Below are 25,774 nucleotides of genomic sequence, written 5' to 3' on the forward strand. Positions count from 1 at the left end.
CCCTCACATCCCCATGATGCAGTAGCCCGAATCCACATAAAGAATTTGGCCAGTGATACCACTGGCTAGATCACTAGCCAGAAAAGCTGCCGTGTTGCCCACTTCTGTTTGGGTTACCGTGCGCCGCAGGGGAGCCGTGGCTTCCACATGGTGAATCATGTCCAGAATGCCCCCTACGGCTGAGGAGGCTAAGGTGCGAATTGGACCAGCGGAGATACCATTGACGCGGATATTCAGAGGCCCTAGTTCCGCTGCTAGATAGCGCACGTTCATTTCTAGGGCTGCCTTAGCAATGCCCATGACGTTGTAGTTTGGCACAACCCGCACACCCCCCAAATAGGTGAGGGTAATGATTGAACCCCCATGGGTCATCAGCGGTTTGGCGGCACGGCTGAGGGAGATGAGGGAGTAGGCACTAATGTCGAGGGCAAGATGAAAGCCCTCAAGGGAGACTGCTGAAAAGTCACCACTGAGATCTTCTTTTTGAGCAAAGGCCAAACAGTGAATCAAGATATCTAAGCCACCCCATGTGGATTGAATCGCCGCAAAGACGTCGTCAATTTGTTGAGGTTGCTGCACATCTAGCGGCAGGAGCAACTTGGGAACAAGGGGGGCTGTCAGTTCCTCGACCTTTTGCTTGAGCTTTCCCCGCTCGTCGGGCAGATATGTCACTGCCAGCTCAGCACCCGCTGCATGGAGCTGTTGGGCAATCCCCCAAGCAATCGAGCGATTATTGGCAATGCCTGTCACAAGGGCGCGTTTTCCCGATAGGTCTAGGAGCATAGGTACAGCCAGTGTGCATGATTTAGATTTAACCCTCTGATCCTACCAGAGGGGCTGCTGCCTTTATCGCCAGCGCAGGACTTGGGTTTTCAGGGGGTTGACAAATTCCCGTTCCTCTTGAATGGCCTTTTCGTACTCCCGTTTAAGCTGGTAGTACCACTTGGCTTGGTAATCTGCTTCTTTAATGAGCGTCAAGGGTGGCTTGTACTTCAGGCCTTCGCTTTGCTTGGCTACAATACGCAAATCTTGGTTGAGAAATTCCCGCGCTAGGGGAGCCAGTAGGGGTTTCAGGGGAGCAAGCCAAGGAAATGTCCAGTAGTAGGTGGCGGTGAGTTCAGTTTCCTGATCGTTAATGGGGGTGAGGGTAATCAGAAAACAAAACGTGTGGCGATCGCTATAGTTAGTTTCGATGCGAATGCCCGGCAGCCGATAGATAATTTCCACCTCAGGGTGGCCACCCAAAATGTGGTGTGCCCAAGACTTGCGCAACAGGGGATGACGGCGCATTGTAAAGCCATAGGGCGACGGATCAAAGGTTTTCGCCTTCTCAAAGAGCTTGCCTCGCTTGCGCCACCACCAGGCCCCATGGACAAAGGGGGCATGGGAAGGATCCATAAAGTTAATAAACACCTGATCCAGATGTCCCGGAAAGATGAATTTTTGTACGGCTTGGGGTTGGGTCTCGGCACTAAATCCGGGAACCAGGGGCACCTCTAGGGTGGGCTCGCTGACATTGCGCTCATTGGCCGGGAAAAAAATCCAGAGATTGCCCTGCACCTCGCGCACTGGATAGCTCAACACCCCAAAGTTTTTGAGATCCACATCGCTATCACTCGTCAGCGAGGGAATGAGCGTACAGTGGCCGTGGGCATTAAAGCGCCAGCCGTGATAGGGGCACTCCACCTCTTCGCCATCAAAGCGACCATAGTGCAGGGGAATGCCACGGTGAGGGCAGAGATTACGCAGGGCAAAGGGCTTTCCTGAAGTGGTACGACAAAATAGGATCGGTTCCCCTAAAAGCACCTTGGCTTGACAGCGACCCGGTTTAAGGTCAGCGGCTGGCAAGCCATAGTACCAGATATGGCGCAAAAAGCTACTACCCTCATGAAGGGAGAATGAAGTGCTGCTGGATGTCATAACGAGACTCTGCCAGATGGTCGGCGGTTATTTTCTACGTTACGCTGGAGCAGCCGTCAAGTCAGTCACATACCGCAGTAAGATTCCCTTCTGGCCGAGGATGAACCCTTGATCGGGACCAAAGAAGAGAATTTTATAAAAGTTGGAGGGGACTTTCTTCACGTCCACATCCTGCTGCCACGTTTGGCCACCATCTTGGCTACACAGCAGCACGCCGGCCCCCCCTGCTAGCCATACTTCGTTGGGTGTGCGATAGGCCAGATCAAGGAAGCCAACACTATTGCGACGCAGAGGACTCAGCAGTTCTCCCCAATTCTCAGAATTATCTGGATCAGAAAAAGCAATTTTACCCCCATTGACAATCATCCAGAGCCGACCATCAGGGGTAAAGCCCATATTGTGGAGGCGGCGTGAGGTGGTGCGATTATGGGGTTCCCAAGCGGTTTGGCCCGGTTCCCAAGTAGAGTAAAAGCTCCCCCGCGAGGAGACAGCCACATACTCTCCAGAGGGCGAACGGTTGAGGTTGCGCATGACACCAATGGCTTCTTGGACTAATGCTTGCCAGTTTTTGCCACTATCTTTGGTGCGGTAAATTGCCCCCACATCGGTCATCATTTCCGCAGCGCCATTGCCGAGGGCTTTGATCAGGCGGGGCGAACCGGGGAGTTTGGGATTGAGGGGAATTTGGCTCCAAGACTGGCCACCATCGGTTGTGTGCAGCATAATTGGCGGCTCACCGACAATCCAGCCCTCGTTCCCCTGGAAGCTAACGCTGTTGAAGCGATAGTCGGGATTATCTAAAACCAGCCTACGCGGTTCCCAGGTTTGACCACTGTCGCGAGTTTCCATTAGCGTGGCATTGGTACCGACTAACCAACCGTGATTACGGTCAATAAAGCTCATGTCAAGAATCGTTGAGGTTGTTGGCAGTTGGATGGCTTCCCAAGGATTGTAGTCCAAAGCAGGGATAGCCAGGGCAGAGGTGCTCAGGCTCACCCAGAGGAGAACGGTCACTAGGAGCCAATGCAGGAACTTGATTCCTTTCATTTTTTGCCAGTAAATGTCAATTTGTTTAGCGAACATTATAGAAACTCAGTAGAAAAAGAACAGCAAGGGCAAGACCACCAAAAATGAGGATATTTTTTTGGCCAGGGGTGAGGCGATTCACACCCAAGCCGTAGTTCAGATTCTCCTTGAAGCCCGAGGGGGATCCCACAGGTCCAATGTTGCTAAATTGCTTTTTTGGGGCACTGCACACTGGGCACCGCCAGTTCACGGGGAGATCAGCAAAGGCTGTGCCGGGCGGAATCGAGCGATTCTCGTCTCCCTTTGCTGGTTCATAGATGTAGCCGCAGGCACGGCACTCAAACCGATCTAAGGGCGCAACATCAGGAGTTTCGGCGGTCATACCTCAGAAATTTTTAAGATTTGCGACATACATCTTAATACTACGGGATTTAGGGGCGTTTCTTGTGGGGAGGACAGGGAAGTTTTCAGGGCAATACTGCGAGACTTTAAGACATATAACGAAAGATCAAACCTTTGCAACATAAATATAAAGAAAAGATTAGGAAAGGTGCCCCTGTCAAGGAGGGATGCCATGATAGGGGTGTTCAATTGAGGTCAGCCCATATAGACCTTAACCTTAAATCTGCTTTAATATTCCGTAGAATGCCGGCTTCCATATAACCAAAGGAGGCTGGCATTTTACTTTTGGCGGTAAAATGAGGGCTTGCGCTTTCCACTAATCCCCTGTGACTCCCACATTCTGTTGGCACTATCCACCGCTCCAAGAAGGAATTCTCTGTCGGCGCTATCGGCGATTTTTTGCTGAGATTGAGTTGACCTCTGGCGATCGCATTACAGCCCACTGCCCAAATACAGGCCCAATGACAGGGATTTGCCAAGTAGGTGCCCCCGTTCAAGTCTCCTACCATGCGGACCCCAAGCGCAAGCTGGCCTATACGTGGGAAATGATTTTTGTTGACGGTACTTGGGTAGGGGTGAATACCAGTCTGCCCAATCGGGTCATCGCTTCGGCATTGGCGGCAGGCATCCTACCGGAACTGGCTGGCTACGGTACGCAGCAGCGAGAGGTGGCCTATGGTCAAGAGCGCAGCCGCATTGACTTTTATTTAACGGATCATCCTCAACAGCCCTCCGCCTATGTTGAGGTGAAAAATACCACTTGGGCGCAGGGGGGCTTAGCGCTGTTCCCTGATACGGTAACCACCCGAGGTCAAAAGCACTTGCGGGAACTGCAATGGCTGCGGCAAACCCAGCCGGAGGCCCGTGTCTGTATGCTTTACTTCATTAATCGCGGCGATTGCGATCGCTTTGCGCCCGGCGACAGTGCCGATCCCACCTATGGACAACTCTTGCGCGCTGCCTACAACGAAGGGGTAGAAATTTTGCCCTACCGCTTTGCCATTGAGCCAAGGGGTATTCAGTTCTTGGGAGTTGCCAAGCTGGTGCTCTAGGACATTTGGCTAAGTTCAATCAAATTGCCATCGGGATCTGCGACAAAGATTGCAGCTCGTCCTGAGGCACTGCGCTGGCAGGGGATTTGGGCTGCCACTAGGCGTTGTTCGAGACTGGCTAAATCAGTTACACCAAGGGCAAAGTGGGGGTTACGTCCCCACCGTTGATCTTGACAGGTATCTACCACCTTCTGCGCTTGGATTAGATGAATTTGCACGGCACCGATTTGATACCAGCGGCCGGGAAATTTCAGGGGGCGATCGACGGGGGTAAGACCCAGCAACCCTTCATAGAAGGCAGCCGCTCGCTCTAGATCCGTGACGTTAATGGCAACGTGGAGAAAAACCATCAGGAGTTGGCGGGTTGCGTCACCCCTAAGCGAATTTCCGAGCAGAAGGAAGCCATACTAAAACCACCAAAGCGCTTGAGAATACTGGTGCGCAGACGTAAATTGGGGCTGGCAAACCAGAGGCGCTCTTCGGAATACATGGTTTCGTATTCGGTAATCAATGTCAGGGCACCATCACTGCCCATACTGAAGCGACCCGCAACGGGTGCTTTTTCGGCATAGCCCATTTCCCGCAGGAGCTTGCCTTCCATCCGCGACCCCTGATCCATGATGGGGACTAATACTGTTGAGCCTTCGTGCTTCTCGCTATCCCATTCCATTGTGCCGTCCCAGCTAACCCGTGCGCCGCACACTGCCCAAGCGGGATCCATGTCATATTGCTGACACAGGGCAATTACCGCAGGATCATCGACGGACAGTAATTCAATGGTTAACTGAGACTTGCCTGACTCAGTTTGCTTAAAAGCCAAGTGATGACTCGTACGTTGGGAAAACCAGCGGCCAGCACTTTGGGCAAAAAAATCGCGGATGTCCATACCTATGCACACTGCTAATGGAGACAGAATCGGTATTTTTTAGTCTTTTTTTAGGGTACACCGTCTCTTCGATTGCTTCCAAACGATCGCCCCCAGGAAAGGGCACTCAAAAATCAAAAATGTAACAATATGTAAACGAGTTTAAGGTTTAAGATAGAAGTTAGGTTGCCCTCATCAATCCCTATGCTGCACTCAAATTTACCTGAGCCTCAACTACTTAAGGTCTTACTGGAGCCGCTACTTGAAGATTTTCAGTACTGGTTCACGCGATCGCGATCGCTGTTGCAGACAGAAGTCATTCCCTTTTTGAACGTGGCGGAACAGCAGGCACTCCTTGAACAGGTGGAGACGGCCCTCAACGATGTAATTGCCACCCAAAGCCTCTTTCGGGCAACGGACGGCCAAGTGGGGGTTGATACACAGGTATTAATGCAGTGGCATACACTCTTGATGGAGTGCTGGCAGGTTGCCCACCACTATCGCTTATCCAAATCTTGTGACGCTTAAACCATTCTCAGTGCTTGGCTCGGAGGTGCTCTCTTCATGTTGCAGTTGATCTACATTGTTGCCTTTACGGTCTTGGCCCTACTGGCCATGGCGAATTTGATTCGCAGTTTATTGACCCTCGGCATTGAATCGCAAGGGCAATTGTCACCGCAACGGGTGACCCATCCAGAACTTTTAGATAGTGATGGCCATGTGATTGACGAACCCCTGTTGGTAATGCGCTCTTTGAGCGTCGAAGATGCCCGTGCTCAACTGGATGCGATCTATCGCGCATCCCCCAGCTACGGTGACGACTCCTGTGGAGAAACTCAAGCCTAAATTTTTAGGCCCCATAGGCCGTTCCTGAACTGCTGGCTTCAGGGGGATGCAAGCGCGGTGACCGCCTGTGGCGCTTTTAGCGACTGGATGGGGGCTAGACCGCCGATCTCCAGCACCTTTAGCAACTACTCCAAGAAACATTGGCAACTGCCCCCTTGCAATTGCGCCAAAGGGAGAGCTAGATCAAACTATCGTTTTGCGGAGCATTTGCCTTTAGGGAGCCATCGGCCTGCCAGCGTACTTCCCCCACTTCGCCAACGACAAAATAGGGAATGTGTTGCTGCTTTAGGTAGCCGGCGATCGCCGGATCAAGGGTAGGGCGACTAAGAATGACACTGCGTGGTTTGACAATTTCAAAGAGGCGTGGTGTTAATTTGCGCCCCCACCACCAGAGAACCTGGGGCGGTTCTATGGGCGTCACGGCCAGCCAATCGGTTTGGGCGGCATCCCGGCTCGGATCGGTCACAAAGAGCCATTGAGTGTTGCCCAGCTCCAAGGTCAAGATGGCTGGATCCGCTCGCAGGACAGTAATTTTCACCTGCCCCAGTTGAACCGGTTGCCGCAGGGGTAGGGATTCATGGGGGACTTTGAGGGTGCTCAACATTTCTCGGTAGGCAGGATCACTCTCGGCCGTTGGCACATCCGTCAATTGGCGAATTGGCGTCATCCAATGAATATCGGCCCAACCCCGTTGTTGGCGGTACCGGCGATCGCTAGCCACCGCCCAATCAATGCGATTAATGCCCTCTTGAGCCAAGAAAGCCGTTAACCCTTCGGGATCCCCCCCATTAATTACCACGGTTCCCGCCGGTTGCTGAATTACTAGTGTGGGCACCTGTGTATTGGCGAGAACGGTGGCTTGAAAGAGGGTGTTTTGGCGGAGAATAAAGGGCACTAGGACAAGGCTGACGCCCAGTGTAAACACCAAAAACCAGCGCCGCCGCCAAGGGGGACTTAACCACACCAGCACCATCAGAGCATAGAGGACAACAACCTGTAGCCAACCCAAGCTGCCCAGGGCAATCATTGCCCCCGGCCATCGGCCAATGGTTTCAATCAGCCACAGCAGCAAGGCGGTGGGGGAGTAGAGAAGCCAAGCTAGAGCGGATCCTAGGGGGGGAAGGATGAGGCCAACCATTGCACTGATAAACCCCCCAACCGTCAAGAAAATGAGAAGAGGATTGGCAAGGACATTGGCCGGCAGACCATAGACTGGGAAAGTGCCAAAGATGGCGAGGGACAGGGGAAGTACCCAGAGGCTGGCTGCTACAGACACAGCAACGACGTTGCGCAGGAAGGTCGGCAGCCAATCGAGGCGATCGCTGATGGGTTGGGCACTGACAATTAAGCCCAAGGTGGCGAGGAAGCTCAATTGAAAGCCAATGTCCTCAATCCAAAGGGGGTTGTAGATCAGCATGGCAGTGGCGATCGCCAGCAGGATCACAAGGGGCTGCCCCTTTTGGCCATCCACTAAAGCCACTAACCCCGCTAAGCCCATGAGCACAGCGCGCATTGCTGAGGGGGCAAATCCAGTCAAAAAAGCAAAGAACACCAAGACACCAGCCCCCAGACCATAGCGCCACCGGTGCGGCAGAGGGCGGGTTGCCGTTAGGACAACCGCCAAAAGAATTGCTGTGTGAAACCCTGAGGCCGCCAGCGCATGGGAAAGCCCCACGCGCCGAAAACTGTCGCGCACCTCAAAGGGAATCGCCACCGCACGGTTCCCCAGCACCATGGCCGCGACCACCGCCCCATAGCGATCGCCCAATCCTTGGGTATGGACTTGGAGAATTCGCTGCCGCAGGGCCCACAACCCCCAGGGTGATCCCTGATCCAAAATCGTGACCTTATGGCCCGCTAAGCCCGCAAAGGTATGCTGCAACTGAAGCTGCCGCCGAAAGTTAAAGGCACGAAAAAACTGACTACCCCCACTGCGGGGAAGATAGAGCCGTCCCACAAGCCGAATCCGTTGGCTGGGATGCAGCTTTGCCCCTTGCTGCGCTGGCAGGGTTACATAGAGGCGGCCACTCGCCCTCCCCTGCAGGACCCCACGTTGGGCAGGGTCCTGACTGAGATTTTGATAGCGCTCCACCCCTAGGAAAAAGCGTAGGCGCCCAGCACGATTGGGCAGGGGTGTGGTTTCAACACGACCCTCAACGAGCACCGTTGGCGGTAGATGCAGTGCCTCAAGACGCGGCACCAAACTGCTGAGGTCATTCACCCCTGGCTGGGGGGTGCGCAGCCATACATAGAGCGTTGCCAAGAGGGCAACCACGGTGGCGATCGCAAAACTTTGACTCGCAGGCAGTCGCAGCCAAACCTTTCCACCGCGACGACGGCCCCCATAGAGCATTCCCCCTAGTACCAAGACCCCCAGCCACCCCCACGGAAAGAGACTGAAAATACACCCCGTAACAAAGGCGATCGCCCAGAGAATCCCATCCGCCTTGGTAATGTTGAACATAGCCTTGTCGGGGTTGGCGTCCAGTGGAAGTACTTAGGAGAAACTCTAAGACTAGGAGAAACTCTAAGACGGCACCCTACTTTAAGAACCTTTAAGAAACTTTAGGGACGGAGTTTTAGAGCCAATTCACACCTTAGCCTATGTCATGCCGACACTAAGGGGCACCCGCGTCTTTTTTTCGGCCTCAATGGTCACCTCTTCAGGACGGCAGCGCACCACACTAACCTCAAGTCCCTCTGCTCCCTCAGCCTTCAGGTCCTCAATGTAGCCATCCTTTTCTTTTTCGGCCTCCATGGATGTCAGAAAAGGGCCAAAGTAGTACGTGCAGGGGGGGGTCTTTGTCTCTATTTTGACCCACCATGCCAGACCGATTCCATTGAGGAGATCGGCGAGCCAGCTTGTAAAACCTGTATTATTATCGCTAAGCATTGACAGTATTCCTCCCAGACTTGCCAAATTGCCCCAACCAATCCATACATCTCTTGGTTTACTCTCTATTTGTGTATAACTGATCCCCCCCTAAATGTGTATGGCGAAAATTCCAAACCATCAATTGTCACATTTATTTACATCAAAACTCCCCAGGAAGACAAGATCGACAAGCATCGACAAGATCACCGATTCAACCCTGACGCTGCAGGTAAACGCAGTGCCGTTGGGCATGACTCAAGGGAGTAGTAAATCCTTGAATGTCTAGTTGTCGAGTGCGGTATCGCGGCAAGAGAGTCTCTAGATGTTGAGTATCCTCGTCGCTCCACTGGCCTCGGTACAGGACTAAGATGCCCCCCGAGCGCAACAGGGGCAAGCCGTAGGCACAACAACGAGCAACATCACCGACGGCTCGAATCAAGGCCAAATCATAACGGCGCCCATGGGACTCTGCCCGTCCCCATTCTGGGTAAATGTTGGCCAAACCAATCGCTGAACCCAGAGAGTGCAAAAATTTGACTTTCTTTTGGGTTGCTTCAAGGAGCGTTACTGACCAGTCTGGGCGGGCGATCGCCACCGGTACCCCCGGAAAACCACCGCCACTGCCAATATCAATGACCTGTTGAATCTTGGTTCCCCACAACGTTTCCCCAGTGGGCTGAAGCCACGGCAAAATGCCCCGCAACGAATCCCAGAGGTGCTTCTCCCAGAAATCAGGGGCTGCCGTAATCCGCGTCAGGTTCATCCCTTGGTTGGCTGCAAGGATAGCCCCATAGAACCGTTGAAACTGTTCCTGCTGTTGGGGTGTGGGTTGCCACTGGAGTGTCTCCTGCCAAGGGAATTGCTCAAGCAATAACGTGCTAGGATTCGTTATCACCACTGGGCAGCTCTCTCTTTGCGGTTAGCACCTCCCATGCGGCTTTGAGGCGCTCCTCAAAATCCTTGACATGGCTAGAGACGGTATCAGCATTCGACTTCAGCTCTGCGATCGCCGTTTCAAGGGCTTTTTGGACATCCGCGGGCAGGGCTTTGAGTTGGGCAGTGGCAAACCGTTGCAGAGCCGCAAGGAGGGCTTTTGCCGCTTCGGTCACTTCCTCTGGACTGACGGCTTCTGTTTCAGGTTCGGGAGTTGGAGACTCTGGTGGCGAAACTTGTTCTTCAGACATAGGGCAATGCTCCCAAGTTAGCACTCAACAAGCTTAGCAATTATCTTGCCCACCCTAGAAAAGGGCTGTACTTCTACCTTAGCAAATGGCTTTTTTGATGTTCAGAGCCTAAGTCCCTAAAGATCAAAGAGCAACCCCGCCCCATTGGGCAGGGAAGATATCGAAGATATCGAAGTACTAGAAGCTAAAGGTTGTCCGTACCACACCGAGGACGATTGGGGCATTGTTACTGTTGCTGTTGGGGTTGACCAAAGCAATGACCCCCGGTGTGATTGAAATATTCCGTGAAATAGGAATGCGGTATACCCCCTCAATGTGGTAAGAGTTAAACGTTGCACCAGGAGCACCCGCCACATTCCGAACGCTAATGGTTTGGGGGGTTGACCGACAATCAAACCAAGAACATCGCCCTTGCGCCAGATGTCCGGTACTCCAAAGGTGGCTGCCCAATTCAAAACCTCTGCTTCTCGCCGTGGTCCTCCAAAGTTTTGCACTTGATAGACATTGGAATAGCCGACCCAGCCAGCGATATTGAGTTTTGGAATCGGGCGATAGGTAAACTGAAAGCCAAAGTTATCGGCTGCTGCATTGGCATTATTACCAATGGGGTTATCAGCAGATCCAATAAAACCATTGCTTCCTGTACCGCCGGCAACACCAGTACCAAAGGAGCGCACATAGGTAAATCCTAGGGCTAAGTTTTTCACGGGTCGCCAATCCAATTGAGCCAAGGCTGCATAGGCGCCGCCAATTAAACCATTGGTATTCGGGGCATTCTGGTTGGGATTGGGGGCATTGGGCGCTTGATAACCAAGATTCAGGACAAGGTTTGTCCCCCGCTCTTTGTTTTCAAGGAGTGTGTAACGCAGGGTTAGACCGGCGCTGTTGCCGCCGCCAAAGCGATAGAGGGGATTAAAGCGACCGAAACGGCTAATAGCTCCCGTTTCATCGGACTGCAAGAGGGGGTTAAAAGTGAAGACATTCTTATCAAAGTTCCCCGCGGCGGCGTCAAAGGCAAGGAATAGGCGCTGGGTCAGAGGGGTGCGGTAGTAAAGGTCATCAATGGCAAATTGGCCCGCGGTGTTGGTATCGTAGCCAAGACGTGCCATAGTGGTGCCTGTAACAGCATTGTAGTTAGGCATGTTAGCGGCCTGAATACGCACCCGCAGGACATCTTTGCCATAGAAGCTGGTGTCAAAGTTTAGCCGAGCGCGGTAGGTGGCAACAGGATTACTGTCGATGGTTGGCCCGCGACCAGGAGCCGCAACGGCTTGGGTGCCCGTGAGGACATCGGAGACATTGAACACTACTGCAGCCCGTAGTTTCGTAGTGGTGGCAAATTGGGTGGCTTCAAGGTTAGCAGTGCGAGCCTCCAGCTTATCCACCCGACCGCGCAGGGTCGCCAGTTCAGCCTTGAACTCATCCATCAGGCGCTGCAGGGTGGCAAGGTCTTCTTTGGTAGCAAAGCGATCGCTGATCATATCCCAGCAGGCATTCAAAGCCGCCGCCATTTCGTAGCGCGTAGCTGCCCGATTACCCCTAAAGGTGCCATCGGGATAGCCGGCAATACAGCCATATTTCTCTACCAGTGACGCCAGGGCTTGATAGGCCCAATCGGTGGGGCGCACATCCGAAAGTTGATTGACCGAGGTCACTTGGGGCATTGTCCGCGGCATTCCCAAAAACTGCTCGGGGGCAGGGAGTCGAGGAGCCTGAGCCTCTAAGTCCGCTACTGCTGGCATTTGTGCCCCTTGAAAGGGTGATTTTACTGCATGAGTAGCTTGTTGCAACTCATAATCAAAAAATTCAGAGACACTTCTATCACTCCTATGGGATACATCCTGCAATTGATTTGCAGCTAGCGTCGCTGACATTCCCCAGGCGGGAGCCAAAACTAACCCCAGCCAGACCGCGATTGATCTCGCCATTATTCACTCCTCACTAATGATCAAGGTGCCTGCAAGCCTCTATCTATAAAGTTTCCAAGGGCAATCGGGCGATCGCCCGCAGAAATTTTGGAGGGGCAATCCTCAGCTGCCCCCTAGAAAAAGTCAGGAGTAGATTCGCAATAAATTCATTGAGGCTGAACAGAGGAAAACGGTTCCTTTACCTTGTTTATCTTGAACTACTTGCAAATAAAAGTCAACTACTTCTTGCGAATTTTTCTAATACAGTGCCAACGCTACTCTAAGCTTGATATGCTTTCTAGCAGTCCCATAAGTCACTGCTGTGATGTCCTACTCGCTGCGTGTTGCTGATCTGCCCGTCGGCGATCGCCCCCGTGAAAAGTTGCTCAGCCACGGTGCCCGCCACCTAAGTTCGGCAGAATTGTTGGCAATCTTACTGGGAACAGGTCAAGGGGCTGGCAAACTCTCAGCCGTCGGCTTGGGGCAGTTTATTCTCAAACAGTTAGGAGAGCGCAGTGCTGACAGTGCCGATGCCGTCAGTGCCCTGCGGGACATTACCCCAGAGGAATTAATGGCGATTCCTGGGGTTGGCCCCGCCAAAGCCACCACGATCCTAGCCGCCGTCGAACTGGGGAAGCGGGTCTTTCAGTCGCGACCCGGAGAGCAAACCATCATTGACAGTCCTGCCCTGGCCGCTGCTGTCCTTGGTGCTGATCTCATGTGGCAACCCACGGAACGGTTTGCGGTTCTCCTGCTGGATGTGCGCCATCGCCTGTTGGGATCCCATGTGATTACAGTGGGTACGGCCACCGAAACCCTTGCCCATCCCCGTGAAATTTTTCGGGAAGCCGTGCGCCGCAATGCTAGCCGCCTGATCATTGCCCACAACCATCCCTCAGGCAATCTCTCTCCCAGTCAAGCAGATCTGAACTTGACAAAACAAATTCTACGAGCGGGACAGCTCATGGAAATTCCAGTGCTTGACCATTTGATTCTCGGCAATGGGGATTACCAAAGTCTGCGGGAGATGACCTCCCTCTGGCAAGAGGTGCCCCAAGGGGAGGGCAGTGCCTAATCCTCATCCGGTTCATTTTCCAGGAGTGCTTTTGCCTCTAGGAGTTGTTCTTTGTGGGCTTCGCTGACAACCGGATAATGTAGGTTGAGACTCGCCAATTTTTGATAAATAAAGTGAGCCACCATTAGCCGTGCAAACCACTTGTGATTGGCGGGAATAATATGCCAGGGTGCCCAGTCGGTACTGGTGTGGCGAAAGACATCGGCATAGGCTGCTCGATAGTCCTCCCAGTGGGCGCGATCGCGCACGTCCTCAATGGAAAATTTCCAGTTCTTTTCCGGACGGCTAATACGCTCCAAAAAGCGTTTCTTTTGCTCTGCTTTGGAGATATTCAGGAAAAACTTGAGGATGAGAATGCCATTGCGTGTTAAGTAACGTTCGTAGTTATTAATATCCTCAAAGCGCTCTTTCCAGATGTGCTTGGTCTTGGTTTCGGGGGGCAGTTGCTGGCGATTGAGCAAATCGGGGTGTACGCGCACCACAAGCACTTCTTCGTAATAGGAGCGATTAAAAATACCAATACAGCCTCGCTCGGGCAAGGCACGATTCGCGCGCCACAAAAAGTCATGATCCAACTCCTCGGCACTGGGGGCCTTAAAGCTATAGACGCGGCAGCCTTGGGGATTAATGCCACTCATGACGTGTTTGATCGTGCTGTCTTTGCCCGCTGCATCCATCGCTTGGAAAATAATCAGCAGCGCATAGATATTCTGGGCATAGAGAACATCTTGGTAGGCGGCTAGCTTCTTGATGCCAGCAACAAGGAGTTCTTGGGCTTCGACTTTGCTTTTGAGGCCAGCGGTGTCCCCAGGATCATAGTTCTTCCAGTGAAATTTCCCCCCCACGGGAACAATGTAGCGATCGGGGTTAATTTGGTCGAGAAAATCTTGAGGAATCATGATCAGGGGGGGTGCGGCAGAACTGTATCCTAGCCTAGATTATCTCATTGCAGAAAAATCAAAAGATGCCACCTTGGCGGCTATCTTTAACAAATTGTATAAGGCAGGGGCAAAATAGAATTCTGTTTGTATGCTGTATCAGTAGGCGAGCGATCGCCCTCCATCGAATCATTTCCTGTCGTTTGCGTTTTGGACAGCCACCGTGGCTCCGATTAAACCTCACAAATTGGATCTGGATGCCAGTTACCCCTGCCCCTGTCGCCGCCAGGGGGAATTGATGCCGATTGCCCTCACAGAAGCCTTTGGCTGTCGGCGCTGTCAGCAAATTTTTGTTGTGCGTCCCGATGGCTATTCCATTGAGCAGTTGGCAACCACCTATCCCTACAAACGAGCGTGGTATTGGACCGGACTGCAGTGGAGTCAGTTGCAGCGGGGCTTCTCGGAAAGCTACTGGTATTTCGCCATCGGTCTGAGTTTCTTTTTATTGATGCCTATTCTCCTGTGGCTGCCCTTACTTCTACAATTGTCCTTAAAACCTGAAGGGTTGCTATGGGTGATTGCCTCCCTGCTGATTGCACTAACGCCAGCATTTCTAGTCTGGATTGCCCTCTCCCGTCGTTGAATGCGCTGCGGCCATGTTGCCTGAGCCACTGAGGAGGGCGCGGGTCGCCAGTACCCACCTCAGTCAAGCTAGCTATGACCGCCGTCAGGAAGCCCTTAGGCACCTCATTGAGGAGTTGGCAACAGCAGAACCTCTCCTGTTGGAGCAAAATACCCTCGATCTCGAATCCAGCCGCGATCTAGCAGTGTCTCAGATTGTGCTTGGCTGGCTGCGGCTGACCCATGAGCGCCTGCAGCGTATTCGCCAGTGGCTAGAGCACCTCTACCATGCAGCAGATCCATGGCAACAACCCTTGCCGACGCGACCCGAGCGCTTTCAGTATGCCGTTCCCCTAGGGGTGGTGGCCTTAGTCTATGAAGGGCTACCCACTTTGAGCTTGATGCTGGCGGGCATGGCACTCAAAACAGGCAATGCCCTTGTGCTCTGGAGTGGTGAAAGTAGTCACTATACCGCTGGGGCGATCGCTACTCTCATCGAGGCCGCATTGAGCAAAACCAGTCTACCGAAAACCACTATTCAAACCCTCTCCCTTAGTCCGGCCAGTTGGCTCGGGGAGCCCACTGCTGTTGATTTAGCCCTTGTCTATGGCCGCTCCCGCTTTGTTGCGGAGCAACGGGCGGCTGCTCGCTGTCCCTTAGTTTCTCTTTCCCTGGGGAATACCTATCTCGTTTGGGATGGTTCGGTATCGCCAGAGAGTGTCCTCAACTGTATTCAGCACAGCCACCAAGCCAATCCCGATCGCGCCCTTGCTATTGAAAAGGTGATTGTGCTCAGTAATGTCAACCCCTCCCATCTCGCATTTGTGATCAATGAACTCACCCAAGCAGGCTACAAACAGGGAGTGGATGAGCACTTACACCGCAACTATCCCGAAATTCCCCTTGTGGACGCCAGCGAGTGGCCGCTCCCCTACCTGGATCAACGCTTGGCGTGGCACTATGAAGAAGACCTCAGCGCCGCCGTAAATTGGATTCACCAGTATGGCAGCGCCGCCAGCGGGATTATTGCCAGTAGTTACGAGGACTGCCGCGCCTTTTATCAGCAGGTGCAAACGCCCCTTGTATTTGTCAATCGCCCCCCCAACTAGAGCGCTGGGATGCCCTGGCCATCGGTGCTGTTGCCAGAGGTTTTCAGCGGGGACTCTTTGGCCTTGCTCGCTTACTTAGTACGAAGCAGGTCTATCTCTAGGGCATCAAAACCTCAAGTAGAACTCACAGGGAGCGGTGCAAGCCAATCGCCACTGCCGTTGGTTTCCATTTCCGTGAGCCAGCGTTGATAATCGGCCACAAGCTGCTGACTGAGGCGCTGTTTAATCGTTAAGAGCACGCTCTTGAGTAAGCCATTGCCGGTGGCTTCGAGAATCGGCCGCGGCGTCAGATCCAAAGGAGGCGGAATATCTACGCCCACCTGCAAGTCAGCGAGACCGATTAAATCCGTACCGTTCGCCGTGGCTTGGGGAGACAAGTAGCCTGTGAGGGCTAGGTGAAAGCGGCGATTGATGTAGTCCACGCCGCGAATTTCACAGCCGAGGGAGCGCAATTGTAAGGAGCCGTCACTATTGGCATGAACCACTAAATCTACGGTGGGCTGCAAGCTGACCATGAGAAAGTTCAAGGGGCGCATCTTGAGGCGAAAGCGATCGCTCCCCAAAAATTCCACTCGGGTTGGATCAGTTAGGGCATAGACAAGCCGCTGGGGTTGACGCAGGTAGTGCTGTAAGGGAGCCGTGGGTGTTTCAATACTGAGGCGGACAGATTGGCTGGCCTTAAATTCTAAGTACATAGCACACCTAGCAAACGTTGTTTTTAATGTAACGAATTATTAAGCAAGTAGGTAAAGGGTAAACCGAACCCCTTAGTCAGTCCAGCGGGTTTGCAATCCCAGCCAAAGGACGGGAATGAGACCCACGACCACCAGGGCCAAAGCACTTAGGGCTGCCTCAGGAAGTCGCTCATCAGAGGCAAAGCGGTAAACCTGTATTGCTAGGGTATCAAAGTTAAAGGGACGAATCACCAATGTTGCCGGCAATTCCTTCATCACATCCACAAAGACCATCAGGGCGGCGGTAAAAAGGCCGGGCACCATCAGCGGCAAGTGAATCGTGCGCAGAATATTCCAAGGCGATCGCCCCAGGGTCCGCGCCACCTCATCGAGAGAAGGGCGAATTTTCACCAAGCTAGCCTCCACACTGCCTAAGGAAACCGCCAAAAAGCGTACCAAGTAGGCATAGATCAGTGCTGTGATCGTGCCACTGAGAATCAAGCCCACTTCCGCCCCCCACAGGTGCTCAGTGACATCATTAATGAGATTGTCTAGCCACCCCAAGGGCATGAGAATCCCCACCGCAATCACTGTCCCCGGAATGGCGTAGCCCATAGCAGCCATCTGTGTGCCCCAACGCACCCAAACCGTTGGCAGCAGACGTCGCCCATAGGCCAGCAGCAGGGCAATACCCACCGCAAGTACTGCCGAGAGCGTCGCCAAAATGAGGCTGTGGCTGGCATGTTCTAAAAACTCACGGCTGAGTTGCAATTGTTGGTAGCTGATGGCCAAGTAGAGCAGCAACCCGCCGGGGAGCAGGAGGCCAAAAAACACCGGTAGGGCACAGACTAGCCAAGCCAGAGCTGCTCGCCATCCCTTGAGCTGGTAGGGAAGGGGGCGATCGCGGCCCTGACTGTAATAACGGGCCTTGCCCCGCGACCATTTTTCTAGGAGCAGGAGGGCAAAAACAATGACCACCAGAACTGAGGCCAACTGAGCCGCTGCCACGCGATCGCCCATGCCAAACCAGGTGCGGTAAATTCCTACGGTGAACGTATCGACACCAAAGTACTGCACGGTACCAAAATCATTGAGGGTTTCCATGAGGGCGAGGCTCGTACCCGCCGCGATCGCCGGCCGCGCCAGGGGCAATGCCACTGTCCAAAAACTACGCCAGGGCCCACAGCCAAGGGAACGACTGGCCTCTAAGCTACAGGTGGCCTGCTCCAAAAATGCCACTCGCGCCAAGAGAAAAACATAGGGATAAAGAACGAGGGTGAGCAGGGCGATCGCCCCGCCAAGGGAGCGGATATTGGGAAACCAATAGTCACCGTAGCCCCAGCCCGTTAGTGCCCGTAGCCATGCCTGAATCGGACCCTCAAAGGCAAAAAACTCCGTATAGGTGTAGGCCAAGACATAGGCGGGGGCCGCCAAAGGGGTCAACAGCAGCCATTGCCAGCAGCGCACACCCCAAAATTGACAGTTGGTGACTAGCCATGCCGTACTAACCCCAATGATCACAACGCCTATCCCCACGCCCAACATCAACCACAGGGAGTTCAATAAGTAGTCGGGCAAAACGGTTGTTGCCAAATGCTGCCAAGTGTTACCCGTATTAACAAAGACTTTGCTGAGAATGACGAGAATGGGCACAGCAATCACAAGGGCAATTAGCCACACCAGTAGCTCCCAAGGTTTCAGCCGCACCCACTGCCGTAGGCTGAGGGACTTAAACACAGCATAACCTCCGAAAACAGGCACTCACTTTCTCAGAAAGGCTCAAAGAATCGTCAAACTAAAATCTAGCCAGGGGGATCGCGTAATCATGGCACTCGTAGAAATGTAATCCACCCCCGTCAAGGCCACGGGTCGCAAGGTTTCTAGGGTGATATTGCCAGAGGCCTCAATTTTAATGTGGGGGGCGGCAGCGCGGATCATCGCCACTGCTTGGGTCATCTCGGGAATCGGCATATTGTCGAGCATGATGACATCTACCCCCAGGGAGAGGGCTTCACGCACCTGATCGAGAGTTTCGGTTTCCACCTCAATGGCCAAGGGAAAGGGACTGGCTTGGCGAACGTTTTCAACGGCAGCGGTGATGCCCCCTGCCGCCACAATGTGGTTGTCCTTAATCAGGATCGCATCGTCAAGGCCAAAGCGATGGTTCACACCGCCCCCCACGGCCACCGCATATTTTTCTAGCAGACGCAGTCCGGGTGTTGTTTTGCGGGTATCCACCAGTTGGGTCGGCAAATCGGCAATTGCTTGGACGTAGGTATGGGTGAGGGTGGCAATGCCACTGAGGCGCATTAAGCAATTGAGGGCGAGCCGTTCACCCAGGAGTAATGTTTCTAGGGGAGCCGCAATCCGAGCAACAATGGTCGGCTCCTCACAAATGGCGCCCTCGGCCTGCTCGTAGGTGAACACTACCGCTGTGGTCAGGCGTTGGAACACTCGCTCCACAATGGGCAGACCGGCAATGACCCCCTGACCTTTGAGACGGATATAGGCTTTTCCTTGGCGATCTTGGAGATGCAAGGCTTGGGTCGTGCGATCGCCTCGACCAATGTCCTCCTGCAACCATTGATCCAAGAGGGGATCCAAGACAGCCCACGGCGGTAAATAGGCAGAGACCCTAGGATTCATTGGAGAGCGTCACCAATGTCTGTAACTTGTCCCAGGCGGCGCCACTGGCCAGAATTGCTTTTGCTCGATCGACCCCCTCCCACCAATCCTGCACTGCTGCGGCCACATAGAGAGCTAAGGCCGCATTGAGAGCAACCACATCCCGTTGGGCCGCTGTACCCTTTCCCTGAAGAACGTGGGTGAGAATTTCAGCATTGGTCTGGACATTGCCCCCAGCGAGATCCCTCAGGGGTGCACTGGCGAGCCCCAACGCTTGGGGATCAAGAACTTCTTGGCGCAGCGACTCCTCAGGGTGGCTAAACATCACTAGATCGGTCATATTGCCAAGGGTAGCTTCATCCACCCCTTCCCGGCCATAGAGGACAATACCCCGTTGGCGTCGGAGACGTTGCAGGGCACCGGCCATCGCTTCCAGGTAGCGATCGCTAAAAACCCCAATCACCTGTCCTGTGGGATAGAGCGGATTCACCAACGGGCCAAGGAGGTTAAAGACTGTGCGAATTTTCAGAGTACGCCGCAGGGGAGCAACGGCTTTCATGGCCGGATGCCAACCGGGGGCAAAGAGGAACGTGATCCCTACTTCCTTGAGTAAAAAGGCGGGATCACTGTGGGCCAGGTTTACCCCAAGCGTCTCAAGGACATCGGCGGAACCCACCCGACTCGAGACTGAACGATTGCCATGCTTGGCCACTTTGACCCCCGCTGCCGCTACAACAAAGGCCACTGCTGTGGAGATATTAAAGGTACCAGCGCGATCGCCCCCCGTGCCGCAGGTATCAATGAGGGGTTCGGCTAAATTCAGCGGCGCACCTGCGGATTGAGCCAACAATACACTGGCCATCCCCGTCAGTTCCTCAACCGTTAGCCCCTTGAACTGTAATGCTGTGAGAATGGCACCGGAGAGGGCAGCGGGAATTTCTTCTGCCAGCCATCCTTGCATTAACTGAGCTGCCTGCTCTTGGGTCAGGGCTTGGCGATCAAGGAGTTGTTGGAGCAGGTCAGACCACATTGAACCTTGCAGAAAGAGAATCGAGGCTTAATTTAGACTTAATTAGACCTAATTAATTTTAATTAAGTTGTTGCTGGCGCTGACGTGCCTGCCAATAGTGCATCGGTAAGCAAAGCAGCGAAGAGGCGGTAAGCAAAAAGGCCAAGAGTGCGGTGATTTTGCACATTTGACCCAAATCGGTACCCTCTAATGGTACAGCGATTTGCAGACCCCGCGCACCACAATAGACGAGCCAATAGACAAAGACCATGCGCCAAAGGGTTTCACCGTAGGCCTCTTGGGGGGAATACTCCCGCAGGGGAAATTGTTTTTCCTCTTGATAAGCCGCGTACAAGAGCCAGCTTAAGCCACTCAAGGCGGCGATCGCCGAAACAATTAAGATTCCCACTGACCAAGAAGCAGCCACTGTCATTGTCTTTATTGCACTCCCTATCATCAGCACATCGTTCCTCAGTCTAGGGGAGTCATTTGCAAGGGATGACAATTGCTAACAATTTGAAATTTTTACATCAACATAATTTACAAATGCCCTCTAGGTTCAGGTGAGCCATAATGGTTTTTGTCAATTCATCCAGTGCGATAGTCCGTTGCTCGGCATAGTGGGGAACCGCTGTGGGCAGGGGGGGCAGTTGCCGGCGCGATCGCAACCCATTGAGCCAATGGCGGCGCCAAGCACCGTTTTCCAATAGCCCATGGAGATACGTGCCCCAAAGTGTGCCCGCGCTGTTAACAAGCCCCAGTTCTGGCGCAGCAAAAAGGGGCTGCCAACCTTGGAGATCACCTGTGTATTCACTTTGGCCTTGGTGAATTTCATAGCCCAGGATCGGCTCAGGACAGTTGAAATGCAGCGATTGGGTTTGTTGTTGCTGGGTACATTTAGTTGCCCCCAATTGGGTGTGCAGCGGCATGAGGCCCAATCCTGCATAGGTGCCGGGACATCCCTCTAAGCCTAGGGGATCGCTGATGGTGGTACCCAACATCTGCCAACCACCGCAAATGCCCAGAATTGTTCCCCCTTGGCTAGCATAGGTTTTGAGTTGCTCTGCCATGCCCGTTTCCCGTAGGACCTGCAGATCAGCAATGGTCGTTTTCGTCCCCGGCAAGATCACGGCATCGGGTTGCCCTAGGGGACGATGGGGGGGCAAAAACTCAACAGCAACACTGGGTTCTGCCAGGAGAGGATCAATATCGGTAAAGTTGGCAATGCGCGGTAGTCGAATCACCGTAATTTTCAGGTCTGCCCCTTGGCGTTGTGGACGGGGATCCCAAAGATCAAGGGAATCTTCGGCAGCGTAGTGGCGCTCAAGCCATGGAATCACCCCTAAAACTGGTACCCCCGTGGTCTCCTCTAGCCATTGCAAGCCACTGTCAAGGAGCGATCGCTGACCGCGAAATTTATTAATCACGATCCCCTGAATCAACGCCCGCTCAGCAGGCTCCAGGAGCATCAATGTCCCAACAATGTGGGCAAACACACCACCGCGATCAATATCGGCCACAAGAATAGTCGGTGCCCCAAGATAAGTGGCCACCCGCATATTTGTGAGATCGCGGTGCTTGAGATTAATTTCCGCTGGCGATCCGGCGCCCTCACACACAATCCAGTCAAACCGTTGCTGGAGATCCGCCAGAGCCTCTGTAATTGCCTGCCAACCCCGCTCAAAATAGTCCCGATAGTAGTCGGCCGCTTGGGTGACACCCACCACCTGCCCCCTGAGGATCACTTGGGAGGTCATGTTGCCTTGGGGCTTGAGGAGAATTGGGTTCATTGCCACTTCGGGTTCTATCCCTGCTGCCCAGGCCTGCATTGCTTGGGCATAGCCAATTTCGCCGCCCTTACGGGTAACGTAGGCATTCAAGGCCATATTTTGGCCCTTAAAGGGAGTGACACGGTAGCCCTGCTGAGCCAGCCAACGACAAATCACGGCTGCGAGGAGGGATTTACCCGCATGGGACGTGGTTCCCACTACCATTAGGGATTTAGCCTTCAGGGTCGAGTTCATCATTACTTCACTGCCTGCGGTAGCTTTTCCAACAGTTCTGGGGCGAGAGATTGGGTGAGGTTCAGGCCATAGGTGGGGGCACTCAACGCCATTGCGGCGGCGGGGGTCAGCCACTGCCGCGCCTGTTCATCCCCTAAAAGGTGCAAGCGTAAAAAGGCCAAGCTCAATCCTCGCAGATAGGCGCGCGATCGCGGGGGTGTGGCACCCACCAGTGCCTTTGGCACGGGCAGCACGGGTTCGTTGGGACTGGTCTCACCAATTGTTGAAAAATGGGTCGCATTGTCCATCAACACCAAGTAGCGATCGCGCCCTGTGAGCCATGTAAAGGGATAAATTTGCTCCTCTACAGGGGGGGCGATCGTATCATTACTGGCTGCAACCAACATCACAGCAGCCTTTAGGTGCCCCAAAGATTCAGGACTAAAAAGAGCACTGGTAATCGGGTTAACAGCAATTACCGCTTGTACGCGGGGATCCTCTAGGGAATAAACCTTTGGGGGTAATGCTTGCGCTTGGCATTGGAGCAGCAGTGACACATTGAAGGAGTCAAGGACAGTTCTTGTACAGTGTCGCCGTAGTTGTTCAAAATCCAATCGTGCCCCTGCCAGGGCTAGAGCGGTGTAGCCCCCAAAGGACTGACCAATCATCGCCACCCGCTCCAAGTTTAGGTGCCCTGCCCAAGGGTAGAGTTGCTCAGGGAATGCTGCCAAACGATTGAGGACAAACGTGACATCGAGGGGGCGATCTAGAAATTCTTGAGCCGCCATCTTTGGACTGACATAGCCCATGGGAAAGGACATTACTTGACGGGCTGAGCTACCAACATGCTCAAGGGCAATCACCGCCAACCCATGGGAAGCCAGATGCTGACACAGATAGCGATAGCTGTGGCGGCTTGCCCCCAGTCCATGGGAAACAATGACCACTGAAACCCGCTGTCCCGCAGGAACGATGGGTAGATAGAGATCCGCGGCAATGGGGCGGGAATGTCCCGTTAACTGCAACCGCTGAGGCGATTCATCTACCGCTGTCCAAGGCATCTCTAGCCACCGCCAAGGACCCGGTTGAAGCAGTGATTGCGCACTTGCAGGGATAGCTTCTGTCTGATTTGCGATCGCCTGTTGACGGACAACATTCAGAATGGTCTCTGTTTTGTGGATGGTGTGCTGGAAATTTTTGAGAATCGCGAGGCCTTCCTTGAGGTCAAAGCGAATACTGGGGGAGGGGTAGTGGCGCATTACACTCAACGCGGTCAGACCGTGGGGATCAGTGGCAGCGAGAATCAGCGCTGCTCGCAGCGCAAGGGCATTTTCTTGACGGCTTTGGGTTTGGAGAATCCGCCCCGCTTGCACCATGAATTCTTGACCCAGGGGCGAGTACAACAGTTGAGCAACGGCCACAGGGGACAATCGCAGTCGCTCTTGTAAGGCCAATCGCAATTGCTGCCGGTGTTCAGGGGGCAATAACCGCAAATAGCTAGCAAGTTTTGGAGAGGCTTGGCCGGTGGTAGCAAAGCGTTCTAAATCAGCAATGGGAAGCGATCGCTCGAAGGGGCCATAGCGAAAAATAATTCGTTCTGCTGCCATTGCCGACAGCCCCCCTGATCGCCCCCAAAAGAGGCTGAGACCCGCCACAACAGTGAGGGGAGGCAATAGTAGAAACCACTTAAGGGAGAGGTTATTCACAGCGAGGAGTCACGCAATACCACTAAATCAAAAAACTTAGATAAATAGTGGGAACAGCGCTCAGTGGCAAAAATCTATTAGGTACTTTTCAGTATAGATACAGCTCCTTACTAGGATGCCGGCTGCTGAAATCACCTCCACATCACTTTGGAACTGCTAAGGTGCTGTCCGCGTCCTAGGAACTACTTAGATTGTGAGCCAGCGCAATATGAGTAGGTGATGGACATCATGACCCTCTGGTTGGTGCTATCACCCCGCCGCCCACACCAAACTCCTATGGTAGTAGGGGAGCAGGTAGGGAAATGATCAACAAGAAGACCCCTTGACACCTGCCGCTAGCGCTTTTCAGTAAGGATATTGACCTATGAAACGACCTATTGTTACGTCACTGCGATATTTGGTTCCTGGGAGCTTAGCCGTACTCATCCTCAATGCAGGTCTGAGTTGGGCGGGATTTACGCCCCCCAGGAACCTATCCCGGCCGGGGAATCGTGAGGGGGCGGCCACACGCAGCGCCTGTAAAGTGCAAAGCGCAGCAAATGAACCTGATTTAACGATACTGGTGCCTGCGAGTAATATTGGCTTGACGGCAATGCATCGCCCCACGTTTTACTGGTATTTACCCGCCAATAATTACCAAGTTCTCGAGTTTGCCCTCTTCCAGAGCCTTGCCGATGGCAGACAGGTGCAAATTTACAAGCAACAGTTTCCGATGGCCAATCGTCCCCGCCTAGACAGTATGACCTTGACAGGTGAGGCGCCGCCCCTACAGGAGGGGGTAGACTACCGCTGGACGGTGAGTCTGATCTGTAACCCCAATGACCCCGATCCCTCCCAGATTCGCTTTGCGGAAGGCTGGGTACAACGGGTCACTCTACCAACAACCTTGGAAAAACAACTCCTCAAAGCCAAACCCCTGCAACGGTATGATCTATTGGCTAGCAATGGCCTTTGGTATGATGCCCTCGATGCGTTGGTGAAACTGCGGCAGGAGCGGCCCAATGACACCAAAGTTAACACTCTTTGGAGAGAGTTAATGACCAGCGAGGGCGTCGGTCTCAATCGGCTGAGCAACCTGGCGATCGCCCAACGTAGCCGAGGCAATTAGGACAATGCTGTCGGCGGCGGCAACTGTACCTTGGCGGCAAGACCCAGTCCTTGGAGTGTGCGAATCACCCACCAGGTGGGATCCACTTCCCACCAGTACCAGCCCGCCTTGGCCACGTGGGGATAGGCATGGTGGTTGTTGTGCCAACCCTCGCCATAGGTGAGGAGGGCGGCCCACCAGAGATTGCGGGAGTTATCTGCGGTCTCAAAGCGACGATAGCCCCACTTGTGGGTGGCAGAGTTAATCAACCAAGTGCTGTGCCAAAGAAAAACAGCTCGCATAAACATCCCCCACAACAACCAGGACCAACCCCCTAAGCCATAGAGGAGCAGCGCAAGGGGAAGCTGCAGGAGTAAAAAGTAGCGATCTAGCCAGCGGTAAAAGGGGTCTCGTGTTAAGTCGGGGGCAAAGCGGGCATACTCCTCAGCATTGAAAAACTGAGACTGCGGATAGACGAGCCACAGCATATGGCTCCACCAAAAGCCCCGCCGTGCTGAGTAGGGATCTTTAATCTCATCCTCGGTGTGGGCATGGTGCAAGCGGTGCCCTGCCACCCAAAAAATTGGGCCCCCCTGCATGGCCAAGGCACCCACAACAGCAATGGTGTACTCTAGCCACTGGGGCACTTGGAAGCTGCGGTGACTTAAAAGACGATGGTATCCCAAGCAAATACCGATACTGCCAAAGAGCCAGTGCAGAAAGATCGTGACGGCTAATGCCGACCAGGAGAAAAAGAAAAGAGCAACCGCGGCTAAAGTATGCACTGCCCCTAAAAAGACGACAAAGCCCCAATTGAGGCGGGGGGTCTGGGGTTGCAATTCTAGGGATGATGTCATAGGTACTCCTCAACACCGTTTGTGAGTTTAGACACGAGTTTAGCTTTAGATTT

27 protein-coding genes and 1 pseudogene are annotated in these 25,774 nt (G+C 53.6%); 7 read left to right on the forward strand and 21 right to left on the reverse strand.

All coding sequences use genetic code 11. The features are described 5' to 3' along the window. Positions 1-3: 3 nt before the first annotated feature. From fabI to Q0W94_RS11915, 4 genes are all read right to left on the reverse strand, one after another. Positions 4-783, reverse strand: coding sequence for an enoyl-ACP reductase FabI (gene fabI, locus Q0W94_RS11900; RefSeq protein WP_024124741.1), 780 nt, complete (start codon positions 781-783; stop codon positions 4-6). Positions 784-846: 63 nt separating this feature from the next. After that, entirely contained in the window at positions 847-1,920 is a 1,074-nt protein-coding gene (locus tag Q0W94_RS11905; protein WP_297759506.1) for an aromatic ring-hydroxylating dioxygenase subunit alpha, read from the reverse strand. Between the two features lie 39 nt (positions 1,921-1,959). After that, the gene (locus Q0W94_RS11910; RefSeq protein ID WP_297759508.1) at positions 1,960-2,967 is read right to left on the reverse strand and encodes a photosynthesis system II assembly factor Ycf48; all 1,008 of its coding nucleotides are present in this window, start codon (positions 2,965-2,967) and stop codon (positions 1,960-1,962) included. Positions 2,968-2,992: 25 nt separating this feature from the next. Then, entirely contained in the window at positions 2,993-3,328 is a 336-nt protein-coding gene (locus Q0W94_RS11915) for a rubredoxin (RefSeq protein ID WP_024124744.1), read from the reverse strand. A gap of 346 nt (positions 3,329-3,674) precedes the next feature. On the opposite strand from Q0W94_RS11915, the gene sfsA reads away from it, so the two are divergent. Beyond that, on the forward strand, positions 3,675-4,400 hold the full coding sequence (sfsA, locus tag Q0W94_RS11920; protein WP_297759510.1) for a DNA/RNA nuclease SfsA: 726 nt from the start codon (positions 3,675-3,677) through the stop codon (positions 4,398-4,400). On the opposite strand, the gene Q0W94_RS11925 is transcribed toward sfsA, so the two are convergent. Together Q0W94_RS11925 and Q0W94_RS11930 are read right to left on the reverse strand one after the other, a co-directional pair. Beyond that, entirely contained in the window at positions 4,397-4,750 is a 354-nt protein-coding gene (locus Q0W94_RS11925; RefSeq protein ID WP_297759512.1) for a VOC family protein, read from the reverse strand. The two genes, sfsA and Q0W94_RS11925, sit on opposite strands and share 4 nt — an antisense overlap. Then, positions 4,750-5,286, reverse strand: coding sequence for a phycobiliprotein lyase (locus Q0W94_RS11930; RefSeq protein ID WP_190278015.1), 537 nt, complete (start codon positions 5,284-5,286; stop codon positions 4,750-4,752). Before Q0W94_RS11930 ends, Q0W94_RS11925 begins: the two co-directional genes overlap by 1 nt. Before the next feature lie 183 nt (positions 5,287-5,469). Between Q0W94_RS11930 and Q0W94_RS11935 the strand changes: the two genes are divergently transcribed. Together Q0W94_RS11935 and Q0W94_RS11940 are read left to right on the forward strand one after the other, a co-directional pair. Further along, positions 5,470-5,793 (forward strand): DUF2605 domain-containing protein, encoded by a 324-nt coding sequence (locus Q0W94_RS11935; protein ID WP_297759515.1) that lies wholly within the window; start codon positions 5,470-5,472, stop codon positions 5,791-5,793. Positions 5,794-5,829: 36 nt separating this feature from the next. Further along, on the forward strand, positions 5,830-6,111 hold the full coding sequence (locus Q0W94_RS11940) for a DUF2973 domain-containing protein (RefSeq protein ID WP_297759517.1): 282 nt from the start codon (positions 5,830-5,832) through the stop codon (positions 6,109-6,111). A 178-nt stretch (positions 6,112-6,289) separates the two neighbouring features. Here the strand turns inward: Q0W94_RS11940 and Q0W94_RS11945 are convergent, their stop codons facing one another. The 6 genes and pseudogenes from Q0W94_RS11945 to Q0W94_RS11970 form a co-directional block, all read right to left on the reverse strand. After that, positions 6,290-8,575: a ComEC/Rec2 family competence protein gene (locus Q0W94_RS11945; RefSeq protein WP_297759519.1), complete on the reverse strand. Its 2,286-nt coding sequence runs from the start codon at positions 8,573-8,575 to the stop codon at positions 6,290-6,292. A gap of 138 nt (positions 8,576-8,713) precedes the next feature. Beyond that, positions 8,714-9,004: a DUF1816 domain-containing protein gene (locus Q0W94_RS11950; protein ID WP_297759521.1), complete on the reverse strand. Its 291-nt coding sequence runs from the start codon at positions 9,002-9,004 to the stop codon at positions 8,714-8,716. A gap of 193 nt (positions 9,005-9,197) precedes the next feature. After that, on the reverse strand, positions 9,198-9,881 hold the full coding sequence (gene rsmG, locus Q0W94_RS11955) for a 16S rRNA (guanine(527)-N(7))-methyltransferase RsmG (RefSeq protein ID WP_297759523.1): 684 nt from the start codon (positions 9,879-9,881) through the stop codon (positions 9,198-9,200). Further along, a complete protein-coding gene (locus Q0W94_RS11960) occupies positions 9,865-10,170 on the reverse strand; it encodes a hypothetical protein (protein ID WP_297759525.1) in 306 nt (101 codons plus the stop codon). Before Q0W94_RS11960 ends, rsmG begins: the two co-directional genes overlap by 17 nt. Positions 10,171-10,347: 177 nt before the next feature. Next, positions 10,348-10,524 carry a carbohydrate porin gene (locus Q0W94_RS11965; RefSeq protein ID WP_297762439.1) on the reverse strand — a complete coding sequence of 59 codons (177 nt, stop codon included), beginning with the start codon at positions 10,522-10,524 and terminating at the stop codon, positions 10,348-10,350. Between the two features lie 77 nt (positions 10,525-10,601). After that, a pseudogene (locus tag Q0W94_RS11970) lies at positions 10,602-12,098 on the reverse strand (iron uptake porin); the annotation flags it as partial. Positions 12,099-12,402: 304 nt separating this feature from the next. Between Q0W94_RS11970 and radC the strand changes: the two are divergent. Continuing rightward, positions 12,403-13,152: a DNA repair protein RadC gene (gene radC / locus Q0W94_RS11975; protein ID WP_297759527.1), complete on the forward strand. Its 750-nt coding sequence runs from the start codon at positions 12,403-12,405 to the stop codon at positions 13,150-13,152. On the opposite strand, the gene Q0W94_RS11980 is transcribed toward radC, so the two are convergent. Continuing rightward, positions 13,149-14,051 carry a polyphosphate kinase 2 family protein gene (locus Q0W94_RS11980; protein ID WP_297759529.1) on the reverse strand — a complete coding sequence of 301 codons (903 nt, stop codon included), beginning with the start codon at positions 14,049-14,051 and terminating at the stop codon, positions 13,149-13,151. The two genes, radC and Q0W94_RS11980, sit on opposite strands and share 4 nt — an antisense overlap. A gap of 202 nt (positions 14,052-14,253) precedes the next feature. Between Q0W94_RS11980 and Q0W94_RS11985 the strand changes: the two genes are divergently transcribed. Together Q0W94_RS11985 and Q0W94_RS11990 are read left to right on the forward strand one after the other, a co-directional pair. Next, a complete protein-coding gene (locus Q0W94_RS11985; protein ID WP_297759531.1) occupies positions 14,254-14,673 on the forward strand; it encodes a hypothetical protein in 420 nt (139 codons plus the stop codon). A 13-nt stretch (positions 14,674-14,686) separates the two neighbouring features. Next, entirely contained in the window at positions 14,687-15,760 is a 1,074-nt protein-coding gene (locus Q0W94_RS11990; RefSeq protein WP_297759533.1) for a hypothetical protein, read from the forward strand. Between the two features lie 113 nt (positions 15,761-15,873). On the opposite strand, the gene Q0W94_RS11995 is transcribed toward Q0W94_RS11990, so the two are convergent. The 7 genes from Q0W94_RS11995 to Q0W94_RS12025 form a co-directional block, all read right to left on the reverse strand. Further along, positions 15,874-16,455, reverse strand: coding sequence for a DUF1997 domain-containing protein (locus Q0W94_RS11995; protein ID WP_297759534.1), 582 nt, complete (start codon positions 16,453-16,455; stop codon positions 15,874-15,876). Between the two features lie 72 nt (positions 16,456-16,527). Next, on the reverse strand, positions 16,528-18,171 hold the full coding sequence (locus tag Q0W94_RS12000; RefSeq protein ID WP_297759536.1) for an iron ABC transporter permease: 1,644 nt from the start codon (positions 18,169-18,171) through the stop codon (positions 16,528-16,530). 42 nt (positions 18,172-18,213) lie between these two features. Beyond that, positions 18,214-19,080, reverse strand: coding sequence for a carboxylating nicotinate-nucleotide diphosphorylase (gene nadC / locus Q0W94_RS12005; RefSeq protein WP_297759538.1), 867 nt, complete (start codon positions 19,078-19,080; stop codon positions 18,214-18,216). Continuing rightward, on the reverse strand, positions 19,070-20,089 hold the full coding sequence (trpD, locus tag Q0W94_RS12010) for an anthranilate phosphoribosyltransferase (RefSeq protein ID WP_297759540.1): 1,020 nt from the start codon (positions 20,087-20,089) through the stop codon (positions 19,070-19,072). Before trpD ends, nadC begins: the two co-directional genes overlap by 11 nt. Positions 20,090-20,147: 58 nt before the next feature. Then, positions 20,148-20,501, reverse strand: a complete 354-nt coding sequence (locus Q0W94_RS12015; protein ID WP_297759542.1) for a hypothetical protein — start codon at positions 20,499-20,501, stop codon at positions 20,148-20,150. Between the two features lie 97 nt (positions 20,502-20,598). Then, complete coding sequence (locus Q0W94_RS12020; RefSeq protein ID WP_297759544.1) at positions 20,599-22,095, reverse strand: cobyric acid synthase; 1,497 nt, start codon at positions 22,093-22,095, stop codon at positions 20,599-20,601. Further along, positions 22,095-23,744, reverse strand: a complete 1,650-nt coding sequence (locus Q0W94_RS12025) for an alpha/beta hydrolase (RefSeq protein ID WP_297759545.1) — start codon at positions 23,742-23,744, stop codon at positions 22,095-22,097. Before Q0W94_RS12025 ends, Q0W94_RS12020 begins: the two co-directional genes overlap by 1 nt. A gap of 397 nt (positions 23,745-24,141) precedes the next feature. Here Q0W94_RS12025 and Q0W94_RS12030 point away from each other — a divergent pair, with 397 nt between their 5' ends. Next, the gene (locus tag Q0W94_RS12030) at positions 24,142-24,885 is read left to right on the forward strand and encodes a DUF928 domain-containing protein (RefSeq protein ID WP_297759547.1); all 744 of its coding nucleotides are present in this window, start codon (positions 24,142-24,144) and stop codon (positions 24,883-24,885) included. On the opposite strand, the gene Q0W94_RS12035 is transcribed toward Q0W94_RS12030, so the two are convergent. Continuing rightward, a complete protein-coding gene (locus Q0W94_RS12035) occupies positions 24,882-25,721 on the reverse strand; it encodes a fatty acid desaturase (protein WP_297759549.1) in 840 nt (279 codons plus the stop codon). The genes Q0W94_RS12030 and Q0W94_RS12035 overlap by 4 nt on opposite strands. Positions 25,722-25,774: the final 53 nt, after the last annotated feature.

The sequence above is a fragment of the Thermosynechococcus sp. genome, assembly GCF_025999095.1.
Taxonomy (GTDB): domain Bacteria; phylum Cyanobacteriota; class Cyanobacteriia; order Thermosynechococcales; family Thermosynechococcaceae; genus Thermosynechococcus.